The 19,787-nt window shown below is 72.9% G+C and carries 19 protein-coding genes; 12 read left to right on the forward strand and 7 right to left on the reverse strand.

Annotation, left to right across the window (positions count from 1 at the left end):
* Positions 1-3: 3 nt before the first annotated feature.
* Positions 4-984, reverse strand: a complete 981-nt coding sequence (locus tag ACIP37_RS23825) for a M20/M25/M40 family metallo-hydrolase (RefSeq protein ID WP_400810091.1) — start codon at positions 982-984, stop codon at positions 4-6.
* Positions 985-1,127: 143 nt separating this feature from the next.
* Between ACIP37_RS23825 and ACIP37_RS23830 the strand changes: the two genes are divergently transcribed.
* The 6 genes from ACIP37_RS23830 to ACIP37_RS23855 all read left to right on the forward strand — a co-directional run bounded on the left by ACIP37_RS23830 (position 1,128) and on the right by ACIP37_RS23855 (position 6,846).
* Entirely contained in the window at positions 1,128-1,889 is a 762-nt protein-coding gene (locus ACIP37_RS23830) for a response regulator transcription factor (RefSeq protein ID WP_363585162.1), read from the forward strand.
* Positions 1,879-3,849, forward strand: coding sequence for a sensor histidine kinase (locus ACIP37_RS23835; protein ID WP_400810089.1), 1,971 nt, complete (start codon positions 1,879-1,881; stop codon positions 3,847-3,849). Before ACIP37_RS23830 ends, ACIP37_RS23835 begins: the two co-directional genes overlap by 11 nt.
* Positions 3,850-3,893: 44 nt before the next feature.
* Positions 3,894-4,259 (forward strand): PadR family transcriptional regulator, encoded by a 366-nt coding sequence (locus tag ACIP37_RS23840; RefSeq protein WP_400810087.1) that lies wholly within the window; start codon positions 3,894-3,896, stop codon positions 4,257-4,259.
* The gene (locus tag ACIP37_RS23845) at positions 4,256-5,263 is read left to right on the forward strand and encodes a hypothetical protein (protein ID WP_400810086.1); all 1,008 of its coding nucleotides are present in this window, start codon (positions 4,256-4,258) and stop codon (positions 5,261-5,263) included. Before ACIP37_RS23840 ends, ACIP37_RS23845 begins: the two co-directional genes overlap by 4 nt.
* 171 nt (positions 5,264-5,434) lie before the next feature.
* A complete protein-coding gene (locus tag ACIP37_RS23850; RefSeq protein WP_400810084.1) occupies positions 5,435-6,088 on the forward strand; it encodes an RNA polymerase sigma factor in 654 nt (217 codons plus the stop codon).
* Positions 6,085-6,846: a hypothetical protein gene (locus ACIP37_RS23855; protein ID WP_400810082.1), complete on the forward strand. Its 762-nt coding sequence runs from the start codon at positions 6,085-6,087 to the stop codon at positions 6,844-6,846. Before ACIP37_RS23850 ends, ACIP37_RS23855 begins: the two co-directional genes overlap by 4 nt.
* 313 nt (positions 6,847-7,159) lie before the next feature.
* Here ACIP37_RS23855 and ACIP37_RS23860 read toward each other — a convergent pair whose 3' ends face one another.
* From ACIP37_RS23860 to ACIP37_RS23875, 4 genes are all read right to left on the reverse strand, one after another.
* Complete coding sequence (locus ACIP37_RS23860; RefSeq protein ID WP_363630409.1) at positions 7,160-7,930, reverse strand: ATP-binding cassette domain-containing protein; 771 nt, start codon at positions 7,928-7,930, stop codon at positions 7,160-7,162.
* 166 nt (positions 7,931-8,096) lie between these two features.
* Positions 8,097-8,660 carry a winged helix-turn-helix domain-containing protein gene (locus tag ACIP37_RS23865; protein WP_363585150.1) on the reverse strand — a complete coding sequence of 188 codons (564 nt, stop codon included), beginning with the start codon at positions 8,658-8,660 and terminating at the stop codon, positions 8,097-8,099.
* A gap of 359 nt (positions 8,661-9,019) precedes the next feature.
* Positions 9,020-9,544, reverse strand: coding sequence for a hypothetical protein (locus ACIP37_RS23870; RefSeq protein ID WP_400810080.1), 525 nt, complete (start codon positions 9,542-9,544; stop codon positions 9,020-9,022).
* An 819-nt stretch (positions 9,545-10,363) separates the two neighbouring features.
* On the reverse strand, positions 10,364-10,783 hold the full coding sequence (locus tag ACIP37_RS23875) for a hypothetical protein (protein ID WP_363585146.1): 420 nt from the start codon (positions 10,781-10,783) through the stop codon (positions 10,364-10,366).
* Positions 10,784-11,112: 329 nt separating this feature from the next.
* Here ACIP37_RS23875 and leuC point away from each other — a divergent pair, with 329 nt between their 5' ends.
* The 5 genes from leuC to ACIP37_RS23900 are packed head-to-tail and all read left to right on the forward strand — an operon-like array spanning position 11,113 to position 16,781.
* Positions 11,113-12,513, forward strand: coding sequence for a 3-isopropylmalate dehydratase large subunit (gene leuC / locus ACIP37_RS23880; protein ID WP_363623338.1), 1,401 nt, complete (start codon positions 11,113-11,115; stop codon positions 12,511-12,513).
* A 35-nt stretch (positions 12,514-12,548) separates the two neighbouring features.
* Positions 12,549-13,232: a 3-isopropylmalate dehydratase small subunit gene (gene leuD, locus ACIP37_RS23885; protein ID WP_400810077.1), complete on the forward strand. Its 684-nt coding sequence runs from the start codon at positions 12,549-12,551 to the stop codon at positions 13,230-13,232.
* Complete coding sequence (locus ACIP37_RS23890; RefSeq protein ID WP_363623340.1) at positions 13,229-14,428, forward strand: pyridoxal phosphate-dependent aminotransferase; 1,200 nt, start codon at positions 13,229-13,231, stop codon at positions 14,426-14,428. Before leuD ends, ACIP37_RS23890 begins: the two co-directional genes overlap by 4 nt.
* On the forward strand, positions 14,425-15,453 hold the full coding sequence (locus tag ACIP37_RS23895; protein WP_363623342.1) for a TauD/TfdA family dioxygenase: 1,029 nt from the start codon (positions 14,425-14,427) through the stop codon (positions 15,451-15,453). The genes ACIP37_RS23890 and ACIP37_RS23895 overlap by 4 nt, the downstream gene beginning before the upstream one ends.
* A 29-nt stretch (positions 15,454-15,482) precedes the next feature.
* Complete coding sequence (locus ACIP37_RS23900) at positions 15,483-16,781, forward strand: MFS transporter (protein WP_363585136.1); 1,299 nt, start codon at positions 15,483-15,485, stop codon at positions 16,779-16,781.
* Between the two features lie 70 nt (positions 16,782-16,851).
* On the opposite strand, the gene ACIP37_RS23905 is transcribed toward ACIP37_RS23900, so the two are convergent.
* Together ACIP37_RS23905 and ACIP37_RS23910 are read right to left on the reverse strand one after the other, a co-directional pair.
* Complete coding sequence (locus tag ACIP37_RS23905) at positions 16,852-17,496, reverse strand: response regulator transcription factor (protein WP_350880992.1); 645 nt, start codon at positions 17,494-17,496, stop codon at positions 16,852-16,854.
* Positions 17,484-18,752 (reverse strand): sensor domain-containing protein, encoded by a 1,269-nt coding sequence (locus ACIP37_RS23910; protein ID WP_363585134.1) that lies wholly within the window; start codon positions 18,750-18,752, stop codon positions 17,484-17,486. Before ACIP37_RS23910 ends, ACIP37_RS23905 begins: the two co-directional genes overlap by 13 nt.
* Before the next feature lie 298 nt (positions 18,753-19,050).
* On the opposite strand from ACIP37_RS23910, the gene ACIP37_RS23915 reads away from it, so the two are divergent.
* Positions 19,051-19,785, forward strand: a complete 735-nt coding sequence (locus tag ACIP37_RS23915; protein ID WP_063351478.1) for an ABC transporter ATP-binding protein — start codon at positions 19,051-19,053, stop codon at positions 19,783-19,785.
* The last annotated feature ends 2 nt before the right edge of the window (positions 19,786-19,787 follow it).

A 19,787-nucleotide genomic window follows, 5' to 3' on the forward strand; every position in this document is an offset into this window, starting at 1 on the left:
CGGTCAGGACCGGGGGGCGGCGGGGACGGTGGCCGGGGCGGTGGTGGCCGGAACGGCGGGGGCGGCGGGCTTGGCGGCTGCGGGCTTGGCGGTGGCGAACTGCCACACCACGCCGATCATGGCGTTGGTGCTGGTCGCCTGCGTCGCGGGGTCGACGTTGGCGAGGTTGTCGCACGCGCTGTGGAGGCAGTCCGAGACGCCGCTGCTGAAGCCGGACGACGGGATGCCCGCGTCCCCGAACGGCTGGCTGTCGGAGCTGTCCAGCGGGATGTCGAAGGTGGCCAGGCCCCGGTCGGTGAACCACTTCTCGAAGGCCTGGAAGGCCGCGGTCTCGTTGTTCTTCGCGTCCTTCACCAGGAGGTACTGCTGGAGGTTCTTGCTGCCCGCCTGGTCGAGGTTGAGGTACAGGTCGATGGCCTTGCGGTCGCCGGCGGACAGGTTCTTGACGTAGTCCGCCGAGCCGACCATCCCCAGCTCCTCCGCCCCCCACCAGGCGAAGCGCAGGTGCCGCTCGGGCTTCAGCTTGGCCTTGGCCACCTGGAGGGCGGTGGTCAGGACGGCCGCCGAGCCGGAGCCGTTGTCATTGATCCCCGGGCCCATCGGGACGCTGTCCAGGTGGGCGCCGGTGAGCAGCACGTGGTCGGGGTCGCCGCCCTGCCAGTCGGCGATCAGGTTGTAGCCGTCCTTGCCGTCGTGGGAGAAGCGGCGCAGCTGCGTCTGGAAGCCGGCCCGGTCCAGCGCGTGCTTCACGTACGCCACCGACTCCGCGTACCCCTTGGTGCCGTGCGCGCGGTTGCCGCCGTTGCGGTCCGCGATCCGCTGCAGGGCCTGGAGGTGCGGCATCACCTCGGCCGCCTCGACGGTGGGCGCGGCCGGGGCGGGCCTGTGCTCGGCGGCCGTGGCCGCGGCGGCGGGGACGGTGGACAGCAGCAGGGCGGTCCCGATGACGTGGGCGGCGAGGGACACCAGGCGGCGGGAGGGCATCACACGGGAGCCTTTCGGAGGCGGGGCCGGGGGGCTTCCCCCGGCGGACTCCGTCCACCCTGGTCCGTCGATGTCAGGAACTTGTCGAGAGGCTGTCGGGAACCGGTAGGGGTGCTTCCGGAGGGCGACTTACGATCATCCTCATGTGCGCACATGTCGTGGTCGCCGAGGACGATCCCAAGCAGGCCGACCTGGCCCGCCTGTACCTGGAGCGGGAAGGGCATCGCGTGGTCGTCGTCCACGACGGCCGGGCCGCGCTGGAGCAGGCCCGGCGCGGCCCGGCGGACCTCCTGGTCCTCGACGTGATGATGCCCGTCATGGACGGGCTCGACGTCTGCCGTGCCCTGCGTGCCGAATCCGCCCTGCCGGTGCTGATGCTGACGGCCCGCACCGCCGAGGAGGACCTGCTGCTCGGACTCGACCTCGGCGCCGACGACTACCTCACCAAGCCGTACAGCCCGCGCGAGCTCGTGGCCCGGGTCCGGGCCCTGCTGCGCCGCGGGTCCCGGCCGCTGACCCCGGGTGCTCCCGCGCCGCCGGCCGCGCCCACCCTGTCGCCGACCGCGCCGCCCGCCGCCGCGCCCCCGGCCGTACTGACCGCCGGGGCCCTCACCGTCGACCCCCTGCGCCACGAGGTCACCGCCGACGGACGGCCCGTCAGCTGCACGCCCGGCGAGTTCCGGCTGCTCCAGGTGCTGGCCGCCCAGCCCGGCCGGGTCTTCACCCGGGCCCAGCTGCTGGAGCACCTGCACGGCATCGACCGGTACATCACCACCCGGACCGTCGACACCCACGTGATGAACCTGCGCCGCAAGATCGAGCCCCAACCGCGCCGCCCCACCCGCCTGCTGACGGTCTACGGCATCGGCTACAAGCTCGCGGAGGGGCCGCGCGGTGCGTCGTGACGCCCCGCCGCGCCGCAGCCTGCTGATCCGGCTGCTCGCCCTCTCCGCCCTGGTCTCGCTCTGTTCGATCGCCGCGACGGCCTGGCTGACCGCCCGCACCACGACGGGCGCGATCAGGCAGGAGCAGCGCCAGGTCCTCGCGGACCAGGCCCGGATCTACCACGAACTGCTCGGCTACGCCGCGACCCACCCCGACTGGACGGGTGCGGAGAGCACCGTGCGGCGGCTCGCCGCCGACACCGGGCAGCGCATCCTGCTGACCACTCCGCGCTTCGAGCCGGTCGTCGACTCCGCGGCCACCGCACCCGGGTCACCGGCCGCCACCTCCGGGACCCCCGCCACCGCCCCCGGGTCACCGCCCCCGGCCGCCACGCCGTCGGCACCGCCCCCGGGCGCCGCCGACCGGACGGTGCTGCCCCGGACGCCCACCACCACGGTCGACCCGCTCTCCGTCGACCTCGCCATGCTGCCCGACGCCCCGGCCGACCGGATCGACGCCCGTGCCGTGGGCCCGTTCCGGCTGACGACCGCCGAGCGCGCGGCCATGGAGGAGGCCGCGCGGAACCGGGCCGGCTGCCTGCGGTCGGAACTGGGCGTCGAGGCGACCGTCACCGACGACGCCGCCGGCCGCCCCGTGGTGAGCGTCCCCGGCGGCCGGCCGCTCGGCGTGCGCTGCGCGCCCCCGCTGGTGCTGGACGCCCCGACCCGCACCGAGAGCGCCGCCCTCGCCGACCTCACCGCGCTCGTCAACGCCTGCCTGGAGCGCCAGCAGATCCGGCCCGTGACGCTGTCCCTGGGGTTGCAGTGGGCCCCGGCCCGCGACCGGGAGCAGGAGCAGGTGATCTCCGCCTGCCTCGCCAACTCCCGCCGGCAGCAGCTCGTCCGGTACGTGGCGCCGCCCGTGCTGCTGTTCGTCGGCGCGCCCGCCGGCGCGGCGGACCAGGCCCCCGTGCTGTCCGCCCCGCACCGCGGGCGGGTCGCCGAGGTCGCCGCGCTGGTGCTGGCGGTCACCGTGGCGATCACCACAATCGTCGGCCTGCGGCTCTCCCGGCCGCTGAACGCGCTCACCCGCGCCGCCCGGCGGATGACCGACGGGGACCTCTCCGCCCGGGTGACCGCGACCGGTCGCGACGAGATCGCCGGACTCGCCGCCGCCTTCAACGCCATGGCGCAGCGCCGCGAACAGCTGGAGGAGATGCGCCGGGCGATGGTCGGCGACATCGCGCACGAGCTGCGCACCCCGCTCAGCAACATCCGCGGCTGGCTGGAGGCCGTCGAGGACGGCGTCGTCACCGCCGACGGCGCCTTGACGAGTTCGCTGCTGGAGGAGGCCCTGCAACTCCAGCACCTGGTCGACGACCTGCGGGACCTCGCCGCCGCCGACGCCGGTGAACTGGCCCTGCACCGCGAGCCCGTGGACGTCGAGGACCTGTTGGCCCAGGTCGCCACCGCGCACGGCGCCCGGGCGCAGGCGTCGGGCGTGGCCCTGGTCGTCGAGGCGGTCGCGGACCGGACGGGGCCCGAGACGGCCGGCGCCCCGGCCGGGTACGAGATGGCCGGGTACGAGATGGCCGGGTGCGAGGTGTTTGCCGACCCGGTGCGCCTGCGCCAGCTGGTGGGCAACCTGGTCGCCAACGCCGTCCGGCACACCCCGGCGGGCGGCACGGTCACCCTGCGGACCCGGACGGAGCCCGACGCCCTGCTCATCGAGGTCGCCGACACCGGCGGCGGCATCGCCGAGGCGGACCTGTCGTTGGTGTTCGAGCGCTTCTGGCGGGCCGACAAGTCCCGCAACCGGCAGAGCGGCGGCAGCGGTCTGGGCCTCGCCATCGTCCGCAAGCTCGCCGAGCTCCACGGCGGCGGCGTCCACGCGGCCAGCAGCCCCGGCGCGGGTTCGGTGTTCACCGTGCGCCTTCCCGCCCCGGCGCCCGCCGGGTACGGAGGTGGAGCGGGCCGATAGCTAAATCATCGACATATGTTTGCCATTGATCTATGCTCACGGCCATGGCTAACCGTCAACTACAGGAGCCGACCCGGCTCGTGCTCACCGCGCTCGCCGATGCCCCGCGGCACGGCTACGCGATCGTCCAGGAAGTCCTGGCCATCTCCGACGGCCGGACCAAGCTGCTCACCGGCACCCTCTACACCGCGCTGGACCGGCTCCTCCAGCAGGGGCTGATCCGGATCGACCACGAGGAGGTCGTCGGTGGCCGGATGCGGCGCACCTTCGCCCTCACCGAGGACGGCCGGGACGTCCTGGGCGCGGAGGCGGAACGGCTGCGGGCCGGAGTCGTCGAGGCCGAGCGCAGGCTCGCGCTCGGGCGGGGGCCGCGCCTCGGGGCGCTCCGGCTGAGCGGCGGTGCGGCATGACCGCGCAGCAGGCCGGGGCGCTGCCTGGCAGGCTCCCGCTGATCGGCATCTACCCCGCCGCCTACCGGGCCTCGCACGGCGAGGAGATCGCCGCCGTCTTCGCCGAGTCCGTCGAGGGCGCCGACCGGCGCACCGTGCTGCGCGAGTGGGTCACCCTGGCCGCGCACGCCGCCCGGCTGCGGACCCGGCTCAGCTCCGGAGACCCCGCGGGCCGGGCGCTCGCCGGCGCCGCGCCGTTCCTGCTGGCCGGAGGGGCGGCGCTGGCCTTCGTCCAGCTGGTGATGACCTTCTTCGTCGCGGACACGCGCTTCGACCTGATGGGCCTGCACACCACGGCCGCGACCGCGGTGGGCGCGGTGCAGGCCGCCCCCTGGGTCCTCGCGCTGCTCGGCGCCGGCCTCGGGCACTGGGGCGCCGCCCGCCTCCTGGTGCTGGTCGGCGTCCTCGCCCGGATCGGCGCCGCGGTCGGCTACGCCGTCCACCCGGCCGGGGTGCTCTTCCTGTCCCTCCACCAGCTGCCCCTCTGGCTCCTGCTCGGGGTGCCGCTGCTCATCGCCCCGCCCGACGGCGTCGACCAGCGCGTCCGCGCCCGGGTCGGGACGGTCGTCGCGGCGGCCGTCATCGCGCTGCCGATGAGCGCGCTCGTCCTCGCCTGGCCCTGGCGCGACCTGGAGGACTACTCCGAGGTCATCTTCCCGCGCAGCACCCAGATGCTGCTCGACGCGTCGTCGGCCTGGCCCGCCGTGGTGATGGCGATCGCCTTCTTCGTCCACTTCGCCGCCCGCCGGCCCGACCGGCCGCGCGCCGCCGGTGTGGCGCTGGCCGCCCTCCCCTGGGCGGTCATGCTCCCCGCGCCCTACTACTGGGCGCTGCCGCGCGACCTCGCCGACCTCGGGCGCAACCTCGCGGTCGTGGTCGGCCTGCTGGCCGTCGCCGCCGTCCTCGCCGCGTTCGGCCGCACCCTGGCCGCCTCCCGGGACCCGGAGCCGGTCGAGCCGGCCTGACCGCGGAGGCGGCGCCCCGAACCGACCGCCGGTGTCGGGCCGGCCGGTCCGAGGATCCCCGAGTCCCTTCTTCCGGAAGGGGCTCGGGGATCCTTCGTCGATGGCGTGGCGGCCCGGCGCGGTGTGGCGTGGATCACGGCAACGGGTGGCGGCGGCGGGACAGGAGCTGGTGTGGAGAATTCGATACGCGCCCGGGTGCGCGCTGGGGACGCGGCGGCGTTCGGGCTGGTCTTCGAGGACCACGCCCAGGCGGTGTACCGGCACGCCGTGCGGATGACCGGGGACTGGGCCGTCGCCGAGGACGTGGTCTCGCTGACGTTCCTGGAGGCGTGGCGGCTGCGCGCGCGGGTCGATCCCGAGGGGGAGAGCCTGCGGCCGTGGCTGCTGGGGATCGCGGGCAACGTCATCCGCAACACCCGTCGGGCCGCGCGGCGCCACCAGCGGGCGCTGGCCAAGCTGCCGCCGCGCGAGGCGATGCCGGACTTCGCCGGGGAGCTGGCGGGTCGGATCGCCGACGCCGAGGAGCTGGCCGCCGCGAAGGCCGCGCTGGAACGGCTGCGGCCGGCGGAGCGCGAGGTGTTCGCGCTGTGCGTGTGGGAGGGCCTGGACCACGCGGCCGTCGCCGAGGCGCTGGGCCGGCCGGTGGGGACGGTCCGCTCGCGGTTGTCGCGGGCCCGGGCCCGGCTGCGGGAGTTGACGGCGAAGGAGCTCGCCGCGTCACGGTCCGTGCGCTCGGGAAGAGGTGGGCAACGCCCGGGCGCCGGCGGACAGGTAGCAGGTGACCGCGACCTCGCGGTCCGGCCGTACAAGGAGACGACCCGATGAACGCCACCCCCCGGGACCGGTCCGAGCAGGCCGAGCGGGAGGAACTGGTCCGGCTGCTGCCGGCCCCGGCGGCCCCGGAGCTCCCCCCGGGCCGCCACCTCCTGCTGAAGGAACACCTGATGGACACCGTCACCGACAACTCCCGGCGCACGGCCCGGCGGCGCAGCCTGGCGCTGCGCCTGGCCCTCCCGACGGGCCTGGCCGCCGCCCTGGTCGGCGCCCTCCTCGCCACGGGCCCCGGCCGCCCCGCCCCGGACACCGGGCACCAGGACGCCCAGCACCAGGACGCCCAGCACCCGGCCGACGGCACCGGCCACGCGCTGGGCCGCGTCGACAACGCCGCGTACACCCTCGAAGGCGGTGACGACCTCGTCAAACTCACCATCCTGGAGCAGTACAAGCCGGTGGACCCGGACCAACTGCAGCGCGACCTGGACCGGTTCGGGATCCCCGCCCGGGTCTACGCCGGCCAGCCCGGCTGCCGCGCCTCCGAGCCGGAGACCCCGGACAACCAGGAGGGCCAGGACAGTTGGGACATGCATACGGAGGGCGCCGGCCCGCTCGTCCTCACCGTCCGCCCCCGCGCCGTCCCGGCCGGTCTCAAGCTCTTCATCTACCTGCCCTTCGCCGGGACCGACCCCGCCCACAGCTCGCGCGAGATGCACACCGGCCTCATGCGGAGCCCGGGCCCGGCCTGCATGCCGTCCAAGGTCTACTTCAACCCCCTGGCGAGCCTGATCCCGACCCCGCCGCACTGAGCGGCTGACGGCTGACGACCGGCGGCTGACGACCGACGGGTGCGCGGCGGCAGCGGTAGCCGGCCGAGGCAGGCGATGGCAGGGGTGTCCGCCCGGGGCCTGCCGGGGGGTGTCGCCGGGCGGGCCGGCGGGTGCGGGGCTGCGGTCCGGGATGCGCCGGCGCGGTGCGCCGGAGGACGCACGGGGCGCGGGGGCCGCGGCTGGGGAAGCGCTGTGCACCGCTTGACCGGGGGGCGCCGGGGAGGGCGAGGGGCGCCGGGGAAGGGGCGCCGGGGGCGCCCTGGGAGAGGGGCGCCGGGGAAGACGGGGCGGATCAGGTGGTCGAGCCTCTTCGGAGGTGCTGGAGGCAGTCGGCGATCTCGGCGGGGGTGGAGGGACCGAGGGCGTCGGCGAGGCGGCCGTGGTGGAGGAAGACGACGCTGTCCGCGTACGCGGCGGCTTCCGGGTCGGTGGTGACGAGGACCGCCGTGAGGTCGAGGGCGCGGACCGCGCGGCGGAGTGAGGCGCCGATGGCGCGGGCGAGTTCGGGCGAGTCGTCGTGGCCGGGGGTGTCGACCAGCAGCAGGCGCGGGGAGCCGGCCAGCAGCCGGGCCAGCATGGCGTTGTGCTGCTGGACCCGGCCCAGCCTCCGGAGCGGCCGCCGCCAGAGCCACAGTCGGGTGATCCGACTGATCTGCCAGGCCTGGCGGCGGCCGAGTGCGGAAACGCCCGGATCGACGAATTCACGAACCGTCACATTCGGGTGGACGGGCTCGTGTTGGCCCCAGAGTGCGCCGACGGAACCCCGTTCACCGTCGGCCCAGTGGACCGTTCCGGTGGACGGGGTGGTGACGCCGGCCATGCACTCCAGGAGTGCCGTGGTGCTGGCGCGTTCGTCTCCCATGACGGCACAGAAGCGGCCTTTTCGTACGCCGAGTGAGAACTCGCGCAGGACCGCTGTGGGACCGTTCGTGCCCGGGTGGATTTTCGACACGTTTTCCAGCGTGACGGCACAGTCTGGAGCGGCTTCCCGCTCAGCTGGTCCACCTCCCATCATGAATCCGCTCCCAGGCTTCCGTAAATGATGCGTGCGGCGACAAGGCATCGTGCTTGCATGCCCAGAACCTACTCGCTCGTAATGGGTTTAGGCCATGCTGCCCGCATCCGTATGTATGGTGCACTTTCCTAGACCATCCGTGTCAGATCGAGATCGCTCCTCGGGGTGTGTTGCGGGTGCGTTACTTCGGGAATCGTCGGTATAGGGCGAATTGTCAGACCAGTGGATCCCCACGAAGAAGAGCCCCGCCCAGGGGGGTCAGGGTGTGGTGCACTTTGTTGAGCGAGCGCAGGGTGGTGATAAGTCCGGCCGCCCGCAGGACGGCGGTGTGCTGGCTCGCGGCGGCGGTGGAGATGCCCACCAGCTCGCCGACCTCGGTGGTGGTGCAGGTGGTCGTCAACACCTGGAGGACGGCCGCCCGGGTGCGCCCCAGCAGGGCCCCCAGGGCCTGGTCGCCGTCGGGCGCCGGGTCCCACAGGTTCTCCCGGTCGCGCGGGACGGGGATCGGGTAGAGCAGCAGCAGGGGCCGGTCGCCCTGCTGTTCGACCAGGATCGGCGATCGGGAGAACAGGAACAGCGACGGCGCTATCTCCAGGCCGGTCGACTCCAGTTTGATGTCGTGCCCCGTCCCGGGGACCTCCAGCACCGGGGGACGCCAGCGGATCGCCGGGTGCAGGGTGCTGAGCAACTGGTCGACGCCGCCGCTCATCATGATCTGGGCCCGGGCGTTCCGGTCGACTTCGAGCAGGGTCGACACCTGGCTCCAGTAGGGCTCCACGGCGATCCGGTGGAATGTCTCCAGATCGCGCAGAACCCGCGGTCGGAATTCGTTCCCGGATCCGGCCGCGGAGGAGTTTTCGAGAATTCGGTAGAGATCCGGGAAAGGTCGTACGGTGCGGGCGAGTTCGGCCAGTGCCCGGCCGTCCCGTTCACCCGCGACCCGTCGTCGCCAGGAATGGAAGACGGGGCCTCCGCCGCCCGTCGCGAAGGTTTCGAGGGCGCACAGCGCCTCTCGCATCGGATCCAGATGAGCGGCCGACGATACTTTGGCCAGGCTCGCCGGACTGAAGAATATGCGTCGCATTGCTGTTTTCCCCCTTGAAGTTCCGATGCTGTCGCGATCGGAGGTCATCGGTCTCAGGCCGGCATCGCTGCCGCTTCGATCACGCCCTCGGTCGCACAGTTCGGTCCGTCGGGGAGAATGGGGTAGAAGAGCGTCGGTCCGTCGGCAATGGTGTGGTCGTCCACCAGGACCGGGGAATCGGGTGCCAGGAAGTAGGACGGCGCAATGGTCAGCCCGACCTCCTCCAGTTGCACGTCCTCGTTCTGTCCGGGTATCTCCAGCGAGCAGGTGGAGAGCCGGACGGTCGGGTGAAGGGTGCTCAGCAGGCTGCGCGCGCCGCAGTCCTGGAGGATTTCCAGTCGCTTCTTCCGGTCGCTCTGGACGGTGAGGGAGATCACGTCCCAGTGCGGGGCGACCATGATGCGGTAGAAGGACTCCAGGTCCCGGAGCAGGCGCAGGTCGGCGCCGTTCCCGGAGTGCCGGGCGCGCCGGACCATGGTGTCCATGTCGGGGAACGGGCGGATGGTCCGGGCGAGTTCGACGAGCCGCTGGGTGGACCCGAGCTGGTGGGTGGGACCCAGCCGGCGGGCCGGCCCCACGGGGCGGGTTTTATGCCATCGGAGCCGGCGTTTCGCCTGGCGGTGCCGGGAAGAGAGCAGGTCCAGGGCGAAGAGTGATTCGCTGACCCAGTCCGGGGTCGGCATGATACGCGTTCTCAACAGGCTTGCCGACGTGAAGTGCAGACGTGGCACGAGTCCCCCATGAATGCCGTTGATGTAGGCGGGTCGGGAGCCGGGATCCACGGTGAGGTGGATGGTCGATCGTGCGTGACCGCATCTTCGACATGGCCATGCCCGTTCCCGTACCGACTACGCTACGTGGCGCTTTAGGGGGGTGACAGTCGAGTCTTCGCCAGTTCGAAGGTGCAGTTCTCTGCACCTGATCCGGATAGCGGACTCGACTCGGTTCGACCGCCCCCTGAGGGGTCATGTGACCCGTGGGGCGGTTGGGGAGAGAGGGGTCTGTGGGGCCGGAGTCGCGCCGGACGTGGGTCCGCGCTCTCGGCCTACCTGCCAAGAGCGCGGAAGTTCCTCAGGCGCGGATTCGATCTGCTCGTCAGATCGTGATAAGCACGTTGATCAGAACGCCAACGGCGACCACCGCGAGGACGACCCAGGGCCACATCGGGCGTTCCTTAGTGGGCTTCCAGCCGGTCGAATCGGGCATGACTGCTCCTGGCTTGTATTGGTACGGGGAGATTTACGGCCGGGCCCCCCGGAAGACGGGGGACCCAACGAGGGGCCCGGCCAAGGGAATCGGCGGGGGAACTGTTAGTGCCCTGTTCACCGATTCCGGTCTGTGGTCACCGTGTGCGCTCTGGGAGGCTCAACGGTGACGCTGGTTCGGAAGCCCAGTCATCACGGGTAGTCGTGGTGGTCGAGGCAGGTCTGGCGCAGTTCCTTGATGCGGTCGTTCTGCTCACCGATGTAACCGACCACGGTGCGCACCGCACCCTTCTCGCGGATGTCGGCGTTGCGCATCTTGTCGGCGGTCGACTGGATCGCATTGCGGAGCTTGTCGTCCCCGGCCTGCTTGGCCAGCCCGTCGAGCTCGTCGGCCCGGTCGCGCATCTTCTTGCGGGCCTCCTCCACGTTGTCCGGGAACGGATCGGTGAAGGTCTTGCCGAAGATCTTCGCGCACAGCTCGATCCGGTCGGCGGCCTTGGTACTGACCTGGCAGGCGGATGTTCCGGCGCCGACCAGGAGGACGGCGGCCAGGGTCAGCACGACCGTCCTGCTCCGCCGGCGTCCGGGTTCGGCCCCGTGGCTCCTGCGCATCGGGTACATGCTTCCTCCCTGGGTCCCGTGGGATCCGATGATCTTCTGCCCGTCGTCCCGGCGTTGGTTCCGCCTTCGATGACTCCATCCTGAACCCGGGCGCCGCCGATTTCATGGGGGCTTACTTCCGATCCGAGGTGCAGTTCTCTGCACCTTTCTTCGTGCACGTGATCGCCTGTGCTGGGCGTTTTCGCACCGGCTTAAAGACGTGGTGGGCGGTGGGTGGCGCCATGGAGGCTGAGGTCCGTACGGCCGGGACGGCATGCGGTGGCCGGGGTTCCGCCCCAGGGCCGTGGCGCACGGACAGCGCAGGGGAGAGAGGGACGACGATGGGCCCAGCACGGACACTCGCGGAGAAGCTGTGGGAGCGCCACGTCGTGGCGTCCCGGCCCGGCGGACCGGACCTCCTCTACATCGACCTCCACCTCACCCACGAGGCCACCTCCCCGCAGGCATTCGACGGGCTGCGGCTGGCCGGCCGCGGCGTCCGGCGGCCGGGGCTGACCCTGGCGCTGGAGGACCACAACGTCGCCACCACGGCGACCGCGGTGCTCGACCCGGTCAGCCTGGTCCAGTTGGACACGCTGCGCCGCAACTGCGCCGAACAGGGCGTCGAGCTCTACTCGGTCGGCCACCGGCGGCAGGGGATCGTGCACGTCGTCGGACCCGAACTCGGCTTGGTGCAGCCCGGCATGACGATCGTCTGCGGGGACAGCCACACCGCCACGCACGGCGCGTTCGGCGCGCTCGCCTTCGGCATCGGCACCAGCGACGTGGAGCACGTCCTGGCCACCCAGTGCCTGGAGATCGGCCGGCCGCGCACCCTGGCCGTCGAGTTCACCGGCCAACTCCCCCCGGAGGTCGGGGCGAAGGAGATGATCCTCGCGCTGATCGCCCGGATCGGGGCCAACGGGGCGCAGGGCCACCTCATCGAGTACCGGGGCGACGCGGTGCGCGGGCTCTCCATGGAGGCCCGGATGACGCTCTGCAACATGAGCATCGAGGCCGGCGCCCGGGCCGGGATCGTCGCACCCGACGAGACCACCCTGGAGTACCTGCGCGGCCGTCCGCACGCCCCCGCCGGGGCGGACTGGGACGCCGCCGTCGCCGACTGGTCCACCCTGGCCACCGACCCCGGCGCCGTGTTCGACCGGACGGTCGTGCTCGACGTGGGCGGGCTCACCCCGCTCGTCACCTGGGGCACCAACCCCGCGCAGACCGTGCCGCTCGCCGCCGCCGTGCCCGACCCGCAGACCTTCACCGACCCGCTCGAACGCGCCTCGGCGCAGAAGGCGCTGGCCTACATGGGCCTGCGGCCCGGGACCTCGATGCGGGACCTCGCGATCGACGTCGTCTTCGTCGGCTCCTGCACCAACGGCCGGATCGAGGACCTCCGCTCCGCGGCCGGGGTGCTGCGCGGGCGCACCGTCGCCGGCGGCACCCGGATGCTGGTCGTCCCCGGCTCGATGCAGGTGCGGGCCGAGGCCGAGGCGGAGGGGCTGCACGAGGTCTTCCTGGCCGCCGGCGCCGAGTGGCGGCTGCCCGGTTGCTCGATGTGTCTGGGGATGAACACCGACCGTCTCGAGGGTGTCGAGCGCTGCGCCTCCACCTCGAACCGTAACTTCGAAGGCCGCCAAGGGGCGCGGGCCCGCACCCACCTGGTGTCGCCCGCGGTCGCCGCCGCGACGGCGGTGGCCGGGCGGCTCGCGGCCCCCGCCGACCTGGCCTGACAGCGCCGGCCCGGCCGGAGAGAGGACAGCTGAGTATGGAACCCTTCGTCGAACACCACGGTCGCGCGGTCGCCCTGCGCCGCGACGACGTCGACACCGACCAGATCCTGCCCGCGGAGTACTGCAAGCGGGTCACCAAGAGCGGCTACGAGGACGCGCTGTTCGCCCGCTGGCGCGCCGAGGACGGCTTCGTCCTGGAGCAGCCGCGCCACGCGGGCGCGACGGTCCTGCTGACCGGCCGGGACTTCGGCATCGGCAGCTCCCGCGAGCACGCCGTCTGGGCGCTGCGCGACTGGGGGTTCCGCGCCGTCGTCGCCACCGGCTTCGGCGACATCTTCCGCCGCAACGCCCTCAACAACGGCCTCGTCCCGGTCGACCTGCCGACCCCCGTGGTCGAGGAGCTGATGGACCTCGCGGAGTCCGCCGAGGGCCTGCGGCTCACCGTGGACCTGCGGGCCGGCCTGCTGCGCCGGCCGGGCGGCGAGCACCCGTTCACGGTCGACGCGCGGGCCCGGGCCCGGCTGCTCGAAGGGCAGGACGTGATCGCGGAGACCCTGCTCAGGAGCGGGGAGATCGAGGCGTACGAGGCGGGCCGCCCGTCCTGGCTGCCCGAGATCCCGCGCGGCGCCTTCGACCGGGCCGAACAGCGGCTCCGGGGCGAAGCGCCGCTCCAGACCGAACAGCGGCTCCGGACCGACGCCGCGGGAGTGAGCCGATGAGCGCCACCACGCACCATGACACCCCGGCCCGCCGCGCCCTGGGCGCCGAGCGGGTGGCCGGGCTGCCCGGCGGGGGGCTGGCCGCGCTGCTGCTGGAGGGGCTGCCGCCGGACACCGTCGACCTGGCGGTCGGCACCCCGGCCTACCCCGACACGCCGCCCGGGCTGGTCGAGGCGGCGGTGGCCGCGCTGCGCGCCGGCGTCCACCAGTACCAGGACCCGGCCGGGTTGGCGCTGCTGCGCGAGCGGATCGCCGCGGCCCTGCCCGGCGCCCCGGACCCGGGCTCCGAGATCACCGTCACCGTCGGCGGCAGCGAGGGGCTGGCCGTCGCCCTGCTCTCGTTCGTCGACCCCGGCGACGAGGTGATCGTGTTCGAGCCCTTCTACGAGAACTTCCTCAGCGCCATCGCCCTCACCGGCGCCCGCCCGCGCCCGGTCCGGCTGCGGGAGCCCGACTGGAGCGTCGACCCGGACGAGCTGGCCGCGGCCTTCGGACCGCGCACCCGCGCCGTCATCGTGAACAGCCCGGCCAACCCGACCGGCGTCGTCCTGGAGCGCGGCACCCTCGACCTGCTCGCCGAGCTGTGCCGGCGCTGGGGCGCCGTGGTGATCTCGGACGAGGTGTACGCCGGGTACGTCTACGAGTCGGCCGGCTACCGCTCGGTCGCCGAGATCGAGGGCTTGGCAGACCGCTCCGTGGTGGTCGGCAGCCTCTCCAAGAGCCATGCGATCAGCGGCTGGCGGCTCGGCTTCCTGCGCGCGGCGCCGGAGCTCACCGCCCTGCTGCGCAAGGTGCACGTGGCCACCACCGGCGGCGCGGCGGCCGCGCTCCAGCACGCCGCGGCCAACGCGGACCTGCTGCTGCCGGAGCGCTGGGACCACGCGGCGGGGATGCGTGAGCGGCGCGACCGGACGGTGACCCTGCTGCGGGACGCCGGATTCGACTTCACGCCCCCGGCCGGCGGCTGCTACGTGCTGGCCCGGATCGACGGGCTGACCGACGAGCCCAGCCCGCGCTTCGTCCGCACGCTGCTCGCCGAGACCGGTGTGCTGGTGGCGCCGGGCACCTCGTTCTTCGTCGATCCGGCCGATGGCGAGCGCTACGTCCGGATCGCCTTCAACCGTCCACTCCAGACCCTCGACACCGCTGCCGAGCGGCTTCGCGCCCGCAGCCCGCAGAAGGGAGTCACTCCGTGACAACCGCCATCAGCATCTCGACCGAAGCGCGGCACGACGGACTGGTCCTCGGGATCACCGCCGAGACCGCGGGCAACCGGCTGGTCGACCTCGGCAAGGAGCAGGGGGAGTTCATCCGCCAGCGGATCACCGAGCACGGCGCGGTCGTGCTCAGCGGCTTCGACTGGCAGGAGTGGCCGGAGCTGGACACCTTCGTCAACGCCGTCGTCGGCCGGCCGCTCGACTACACCGAGCGCTCCTCGCCGCGCACCGAGCTGCACCCCGGGGTGTTCACGGCCACCGACCACCCGGCGACCGAGGAGATCTTCCTCCACACCGAGCAGTCGTACAACCTGAACGTCCCGCGCTACCTGTTCTTCTTCTGCCGCCAGGAGTCGCCCGACGGCGGCGCCAGCCTGCTGGCCGACTGCCGCGCCCTGCACGCCGGGCTGCCCCGGGAGACCGCCGAGCGGTTCGAGCGCGAGGGCTACCTGCTCGTCCGCAACTTCCGCCCCGGCCTGGGCCTCTCCTGGCAGGAGGCGTTCGGCACCAGCGACCCGGACGAGGTCAAGGCCTACTGCGACGCCAACAGCATCGAGCTGGAGTGGCTGGAGCGCAACCACCTGAGGACCCGTCAGCTCCGCTGGGCCGTCTCCACCCACCCGGAGACCGGCGTCCGCTCCTGGTTCAACCACCTGACCTTCTTCCACGCCCGCACCCTGCGCGAGGACGTCGCCGACTTCCTGCTGGAGGAGTACGGCCCGTGGGGGATGCCCACCAACACCTTCTACGCGGACGGCAGCGAGATCCCGGACGAGGTCGTCCGGCAGCTCCAGGCCGCCTACCGGGCGCAGCAGATCGACGTCAACGTGCACACCGGTGAGGTCCTGATCGTGGACAACATCAGCGTGGCGCACGGGCGGGCCCCCTTCGTGCCGCCGCGCGACCTGTTCGTCAGCATGGCCGGGGCGCACGCGTGGTCCGAACTCCGCCCGGTGGAGCGGACGTCGGCGCCCGCGGTGGCGCTGCCGACCCCGCCGCAGTGACCTCGGGCAGTACGACGGCCGATGCCGCCGTGGCAGCCGAGCCGGGCCCGCCGCCGCTGTCCCGCAACCGCGAGTACAACGTGCTGTGGACCGCGAACATGGTCTCCCAGCTGGGGGCGCAGGGCACGCTGATCGCGTACCCGCTGCTGGTGCTCGGGCTCGGCGGCTCCGCCTTCGAGGCCTCGCTGGCCGAGTTCGCGATCGCCGGGTCGCGGGCGCTCTCGGCGCTTCCCTCGGGGGCGCTGGCGGACCGGGTCAGCCGCAAGACGCTGATGCTGGTCTCGGAGTTCGGGCGGGCCGTGGCGCTGGGCCTGCTCGCGCTGCTGGTGGCGATCGGGCACGCGCCGCTGGCGGCCATCGTGGTGGTGGCGGTGGTCGAAGGGGTGTGCACCTCGCTGTTCGGCACCGCCGACCAGGCGCTGCTGCCGAGCGTCGTGCCGTCCTCGCAACTCGCCGACGCCGTCACCCGCAACACCGCCCGCTACTACCTCGCGACCATCGTGGGTCCGGGGATCGGTGGATTCCTGTACGGCGTCCAGCGGTTGCTGCCGTTCGTCGCCCAGGCGGTGACCTCGGCGATCGCCTTCGTCACGCTGCTGTTCCTGCGGCTGCCCGCGCCCGCGCCGGTGCCGGTGCCGGCGCCGGCGCCGTCGCCCGAGGGCAAGGGCGAGGGCGGGGACGCGGAGCGGACCGAGGGGGCGTTGCAGGCGATGGCGTCGGGGCTGCGCTGGCTGCGCGGCAACCCGGCTGTGCGGGCCACCGTGCTGTTCGGCACCGCCTTCAACCTGGTGTTCAGCGGCCTGTTGATCGCCGTGGTGGTGATGGCCCAGCAGGACGGGCGGTCCGGTGCCGAGGTCGGCGCCATCGGCGCCCTGGTCGGCGCGGGCGGCGTGTCGGGTGCGCTGGCGGCCGGGCGGCTGCGCCGCTCGCTCTCGCCGTTCACGGCGCTCATGGTGCTGACCTGGGCCTCCGCGGTGCTGGTGCCGCTGCTCGCGGTGGTGCCGACCGGCTGGCCGGCCGGGCTGGTGCTGGGGGCCACCGCGTTCCTCGCGCCCACCGCCACCGCCCTGGTGGCCGGTCATCAGATGATGGTCACCCCCGATGAGATGCGCGGCCGGCTGGCCGGCCTGATCGGGGTCTCGATGGGCGCGGGCGCGGCGCTCGGCCCGCTGCTGTGCGGGCTGCTGCTGGAGACCGTGCACGCCGTGCCCACCGTCCTGAGCTGTGCGGCGGCGTTCCTGCTGATCGCACTCGGCGTGGCCGTCACCCCCGCGGTCCGTGCCTTCCCCGCCCTGCCCGACAACCGGGAGCACCCGTCCGGGAGTTGAGGAGGGGGACACGCAGGAGGGGCGGCGCCCGACCGGCGCCGCCCCTCTCCGCGTGTCCTCCTTCGGCCGTTCAGGCCCGCAGGTAGGTGAGCACGGCGAGCACCCGGCGGTGGCCGCTGTCCGGCGTGGGCATGTTCAGCTTGGCGAAGATGTTGCCGATGTGCTTGTTCACCGAACTCTCCGCGATGAACAGCATCTCGGCGATGGTGCCGTTGTTGCGCCCCTCCGCCATCAGCGCCAGGACCTCGCGCTCGCGCTGGGTCAGCGAGGACAGCGGGTCGTCGCCGGCCCGGCGGACCATCAGCTGCGAGATGACCTCCGGGTCCATCGCGGTGCCGCCGTCGGCGACCCGCTCCAGCGCGAGCAGGAACTCCTCGGCACGCCCCACCCGGTCCTTCAGCAGGTAGCCGACCCCGGAGGCGCTCTGCGCCAGCAGCTCCGTCGCGTACGCCCGTTCGACGTACTGCGAGAGCACCAGGACGGGCAGGTTGGGCAGTTGCTTGCGCGCCTCGACGACGGCGCGCAGGCCCTCGTCCCGGAACGTCGGCGGCAGCCGGACGTCCACCACGGCGACGTCCGGGCGGTGTGCGAGCAACGCGGGCAGCAGGTCGTCCCCGTTGTCCACGGTGGCGCACACCTCGTGCCCCTCGCTGTTCAGTAACAGGACCAGCCCCTCACGGAGCAGGGCGTTGTCCTCGGCGATCAGGATCCGCATGGAATCTCCACCTTCAGTACGGTCGGGCCCCCGGGCGGGCTGAACAGGTCGGTGGTGCCGTCGAAGGCGGCGACCCGGCGCCGGAGTCCGAGGATCCCGCTCCCCGTGCCCTCGGTGGCGCCGCCCTTGCCGTCGTCCTCGACCCTGATCGAGATGGCGTCCGACGCGATCCGCAGCCACACCAGCGCGCTGCGCGCCCCGCTGTGCTTCGTGATGTTGGTGAGCGCCTCGGAGATCACGAAGTAGGCCGCGGCCTCGGCGGCGGCGGGCGCGCGGGGCGCCGCGCCGGCCGACTCGTCGATGTCTATCCGGGTCGGGACCCCGCACAGCGCGGTGAGCGCCCGGACGGCGTCGGTCAGCCCGCGGTCGGCGAGCACCGGCGGGTAGATGCCGCGGACGAGGTGGCGCAGCGACTCCAACGCCTGCTCGGCGAGGTTCTGGGCCGCGTCCACCATCTCCGGGACCTGCTCGGGCCGTTGGCCGAGCGCGCGCTTGATCATGCCGAGGCGCAGCGAGACGGCGACGATGCCGGCCTGCGCCCCGTCGTGCAGGTCGCGTTCGATCCGGCGCAGTTCGGCGTCGTGCGCGTCGAGCGCCTCGGCGCGGGTCACCGAGAGTTCGCGGACCCGCTGCGCGAGCGCGACCCGGGGGCGGGCGGTCAGCAGCCGGCGGGACATCCGGGCGTGCACGAGGGCCAGCCCGCGCATCGCGGCCATCGCCACCACGGCGTAGCCGATGCCGATGAACACCGCGACGAAGGACTTCAGCCACGAGTCGACGTTCATCAGGATGATCGAGTTGCGCTCGCCCGACGCGAGCTTCCACCACACCGGTGCGGACAGCCAGTTGAAGGCGTTGCCGCAGATGCTCAGGGCGAAGATGCACAGGGCCGAGCCGACGACGCCGTGGGTGATCACCCAGAGCAGGTCCTTGCGGACGGCCGGGTCGCGCAGGGAGGGCTTGCGGGGGCCGGTGCGGCCGGGCTCCAGGTCGCGGTAGGGCGTGCGGACCTCGGTCTCCAGCAGCCGGCCGACCCACCGGCGGTGGACCTCGGCGTACCTGCGCAGCACCCGCAGTGTCCTGGGCAGCAGCAGGAAGCCCGTTCCGACCAGGCAGAGCGCGAAGATGATGGCGATCAGGTAGAACAGCAGCAGCCCGGCGAGTCCGGTCATCAGGCAGAGCAGGACGTAGCCCGCGGCCGGAGGGAAACGGATCACCGTCTGGCGGACCCACTGCTCGGGCTGTAAGCGTCGCAACTCGGCAATGCTGGGGGCGCGCACGGCTCCTAAAACCCTCCGAGTCGTCATCCCGATCACCCTACCACCGTCCCAAATGCGGCGGTGGGTGGCACTTTTCTGCACCATCGACTCTCCAGTTCGTGCCCTGGTTCCGTACCTGCTCCAGGACTTACCTTCGTGAACGTCAAGTAGTGCGTGCGAGTGGTGGAGGCCGGAAGTGAGCAGAAAGGGACGCGGAGCGCGGACGGAGGAGTTCCAGGGCGCGGCCGCGGAGGAGGAGTACGCGGCGCCGCCGCGACCGGACGGCAGTGCCGCGCTGGACGCTCACTGGGTCGTCCGCCTCGACGGGGTCCGGAAGACGTACGGCAAGGGCGCCGGGGCCGTGCACGCGCTGCGCGATCTGTCCCTCGCCTTCGCCCGGGGCACCTTCACCGCGGTGATGGGCCCGTCCGGGGCGGGCAAGAGCACCTTCCTGCACTGCGCCGCCGGGCTGGACCGCCCGGACGCCGGCTCGGTGGTGCTCGGCGGTACCGAACTGGCGCAGCTCAGCGAGGTCGATCTGACCATCATGCGCCGGGAGCGGGTCGGCTTCATCTTCCAGGCGTACAACCTGATGGCGGCGTTGACCGTCGCGGACAACATCACCCTGCCGCTGATGCTGGCCGGCCGCCAGCCGGACCACCAGTGGTTGCAGCAGGTCGTGACGCAGGTGGGTCTCGCCGACCGGATGAGCCACCGGCCCTCGGAGCTGTCCGGCGGCCAGCAGCAGCGGGTGGCCATCGCCCGGGCGCTGGCGGCGCGGCCCGAGGTGGTCTTCGCGGACGAGCCGACCGGCGCGCTGGACACCCGCACCGCCAAGCAGGTGCTGACGCTGCTGCGCGAGGTCGTGGACAGCCTCGGACAGACGGTGATCATGGTGACCCACGACCCGATCGCCGCCTCCTACGCGCACCGCGTGGTGTTCCTCGCGGACGGGAGCTACGCGGAGGAGATGACGCATCCCACGCCGGACCGGGTGGCCGAGCGCATGACCCGGCTGGGGGAGTGGTGAGG

Source organism: Kitasatospora sp. NPDC088861, assembly GCF_044750105.1.
Lineage (GTDB): Bacteria > Actinomycetota > Actinomycetes > Streptomycetales > Streptomycetaceae > Kitasatospora.

Bases quoted from the DNA above. Each gene is read 5' to 3' on its own strand.
- ACIP37_RS23845 (WP_400810086.1), top strand. From the start codon at position 4,256: ATGACCGCGCAGCAGGCCGGGGCGCTGCCTGGCAGGCTCCCGCTGATC.
- ACIP37_RS23875 (WP_363585146.1), bottom strand. From the start codon at position 10,783: ATGCGCAGGAGCCACGGGGCCGAACCCGGACGCCGGCGGAGCAGGACG.
- leuC (WP_363623338.1), top strand. From the start codon at position 11,113: ATGGGCCCAGCACGGACACTCGCGGAGAAGCTGTGGGAGCGCCACGTC.
- ACIP37_RS23855 (WP_400810082.1), top strand. From the start codon at position 6,085: ATGAACGCCACCCCCCGGGACCGGTCCGAGCAGGCCGAGCGGGAGGAA.
- ACIP37_RS23890 (WP_363623340.1), top strand. From the start codon at position 13,229: ATGAGCGCCACCACGCACCATGACACCCCGGCCCGCCGCGCCCTGGGC.
- ACIP37_RS23860 (WP_363630409.1), bottom strand. From the start codon at position 7,930: ATGCCTTGTCGCCGCACGCATCATTTACGGAAGCCTGGGAGCGGATTC.
- ACIP37_RS23840 (WP_400810087.1), top strand. From the start codon at position 3,894: ATGGCTAACCGTCAACTACAGGAGCCGACCCGGCTCGTGCTCACCGCG.
- ACIP37_RS23825 (WP_400810091.1), bottom strand. From the start codon at position 984: ATGCCCTCCCGCCGCCTGGTGTCCCTCGCCGCCCACGTCATCGGGACC.
- ACIP37_RS23905 (WP_350880992.1), bottom strand. From the start codon at position 17,496: ATGCGGATCCTGATCGCCGAGGACAACGCCCTGCTCCGTGAGGGGCTG.
- ACIP37_RS23830 (WP_363585162.1), top strand. From the start codon at position 1,128: ATGTGCGCACATGTCGTGGTCGCCGAGGACGATCCCAAGCAGGCCGAC.
- leuD (WP_400810077.1), top strand. From the start codon at position 12,549: ATGGAACCCTTCGTCGAACACCACGGTCGCGCGGTCGCCCTGCGCCGC.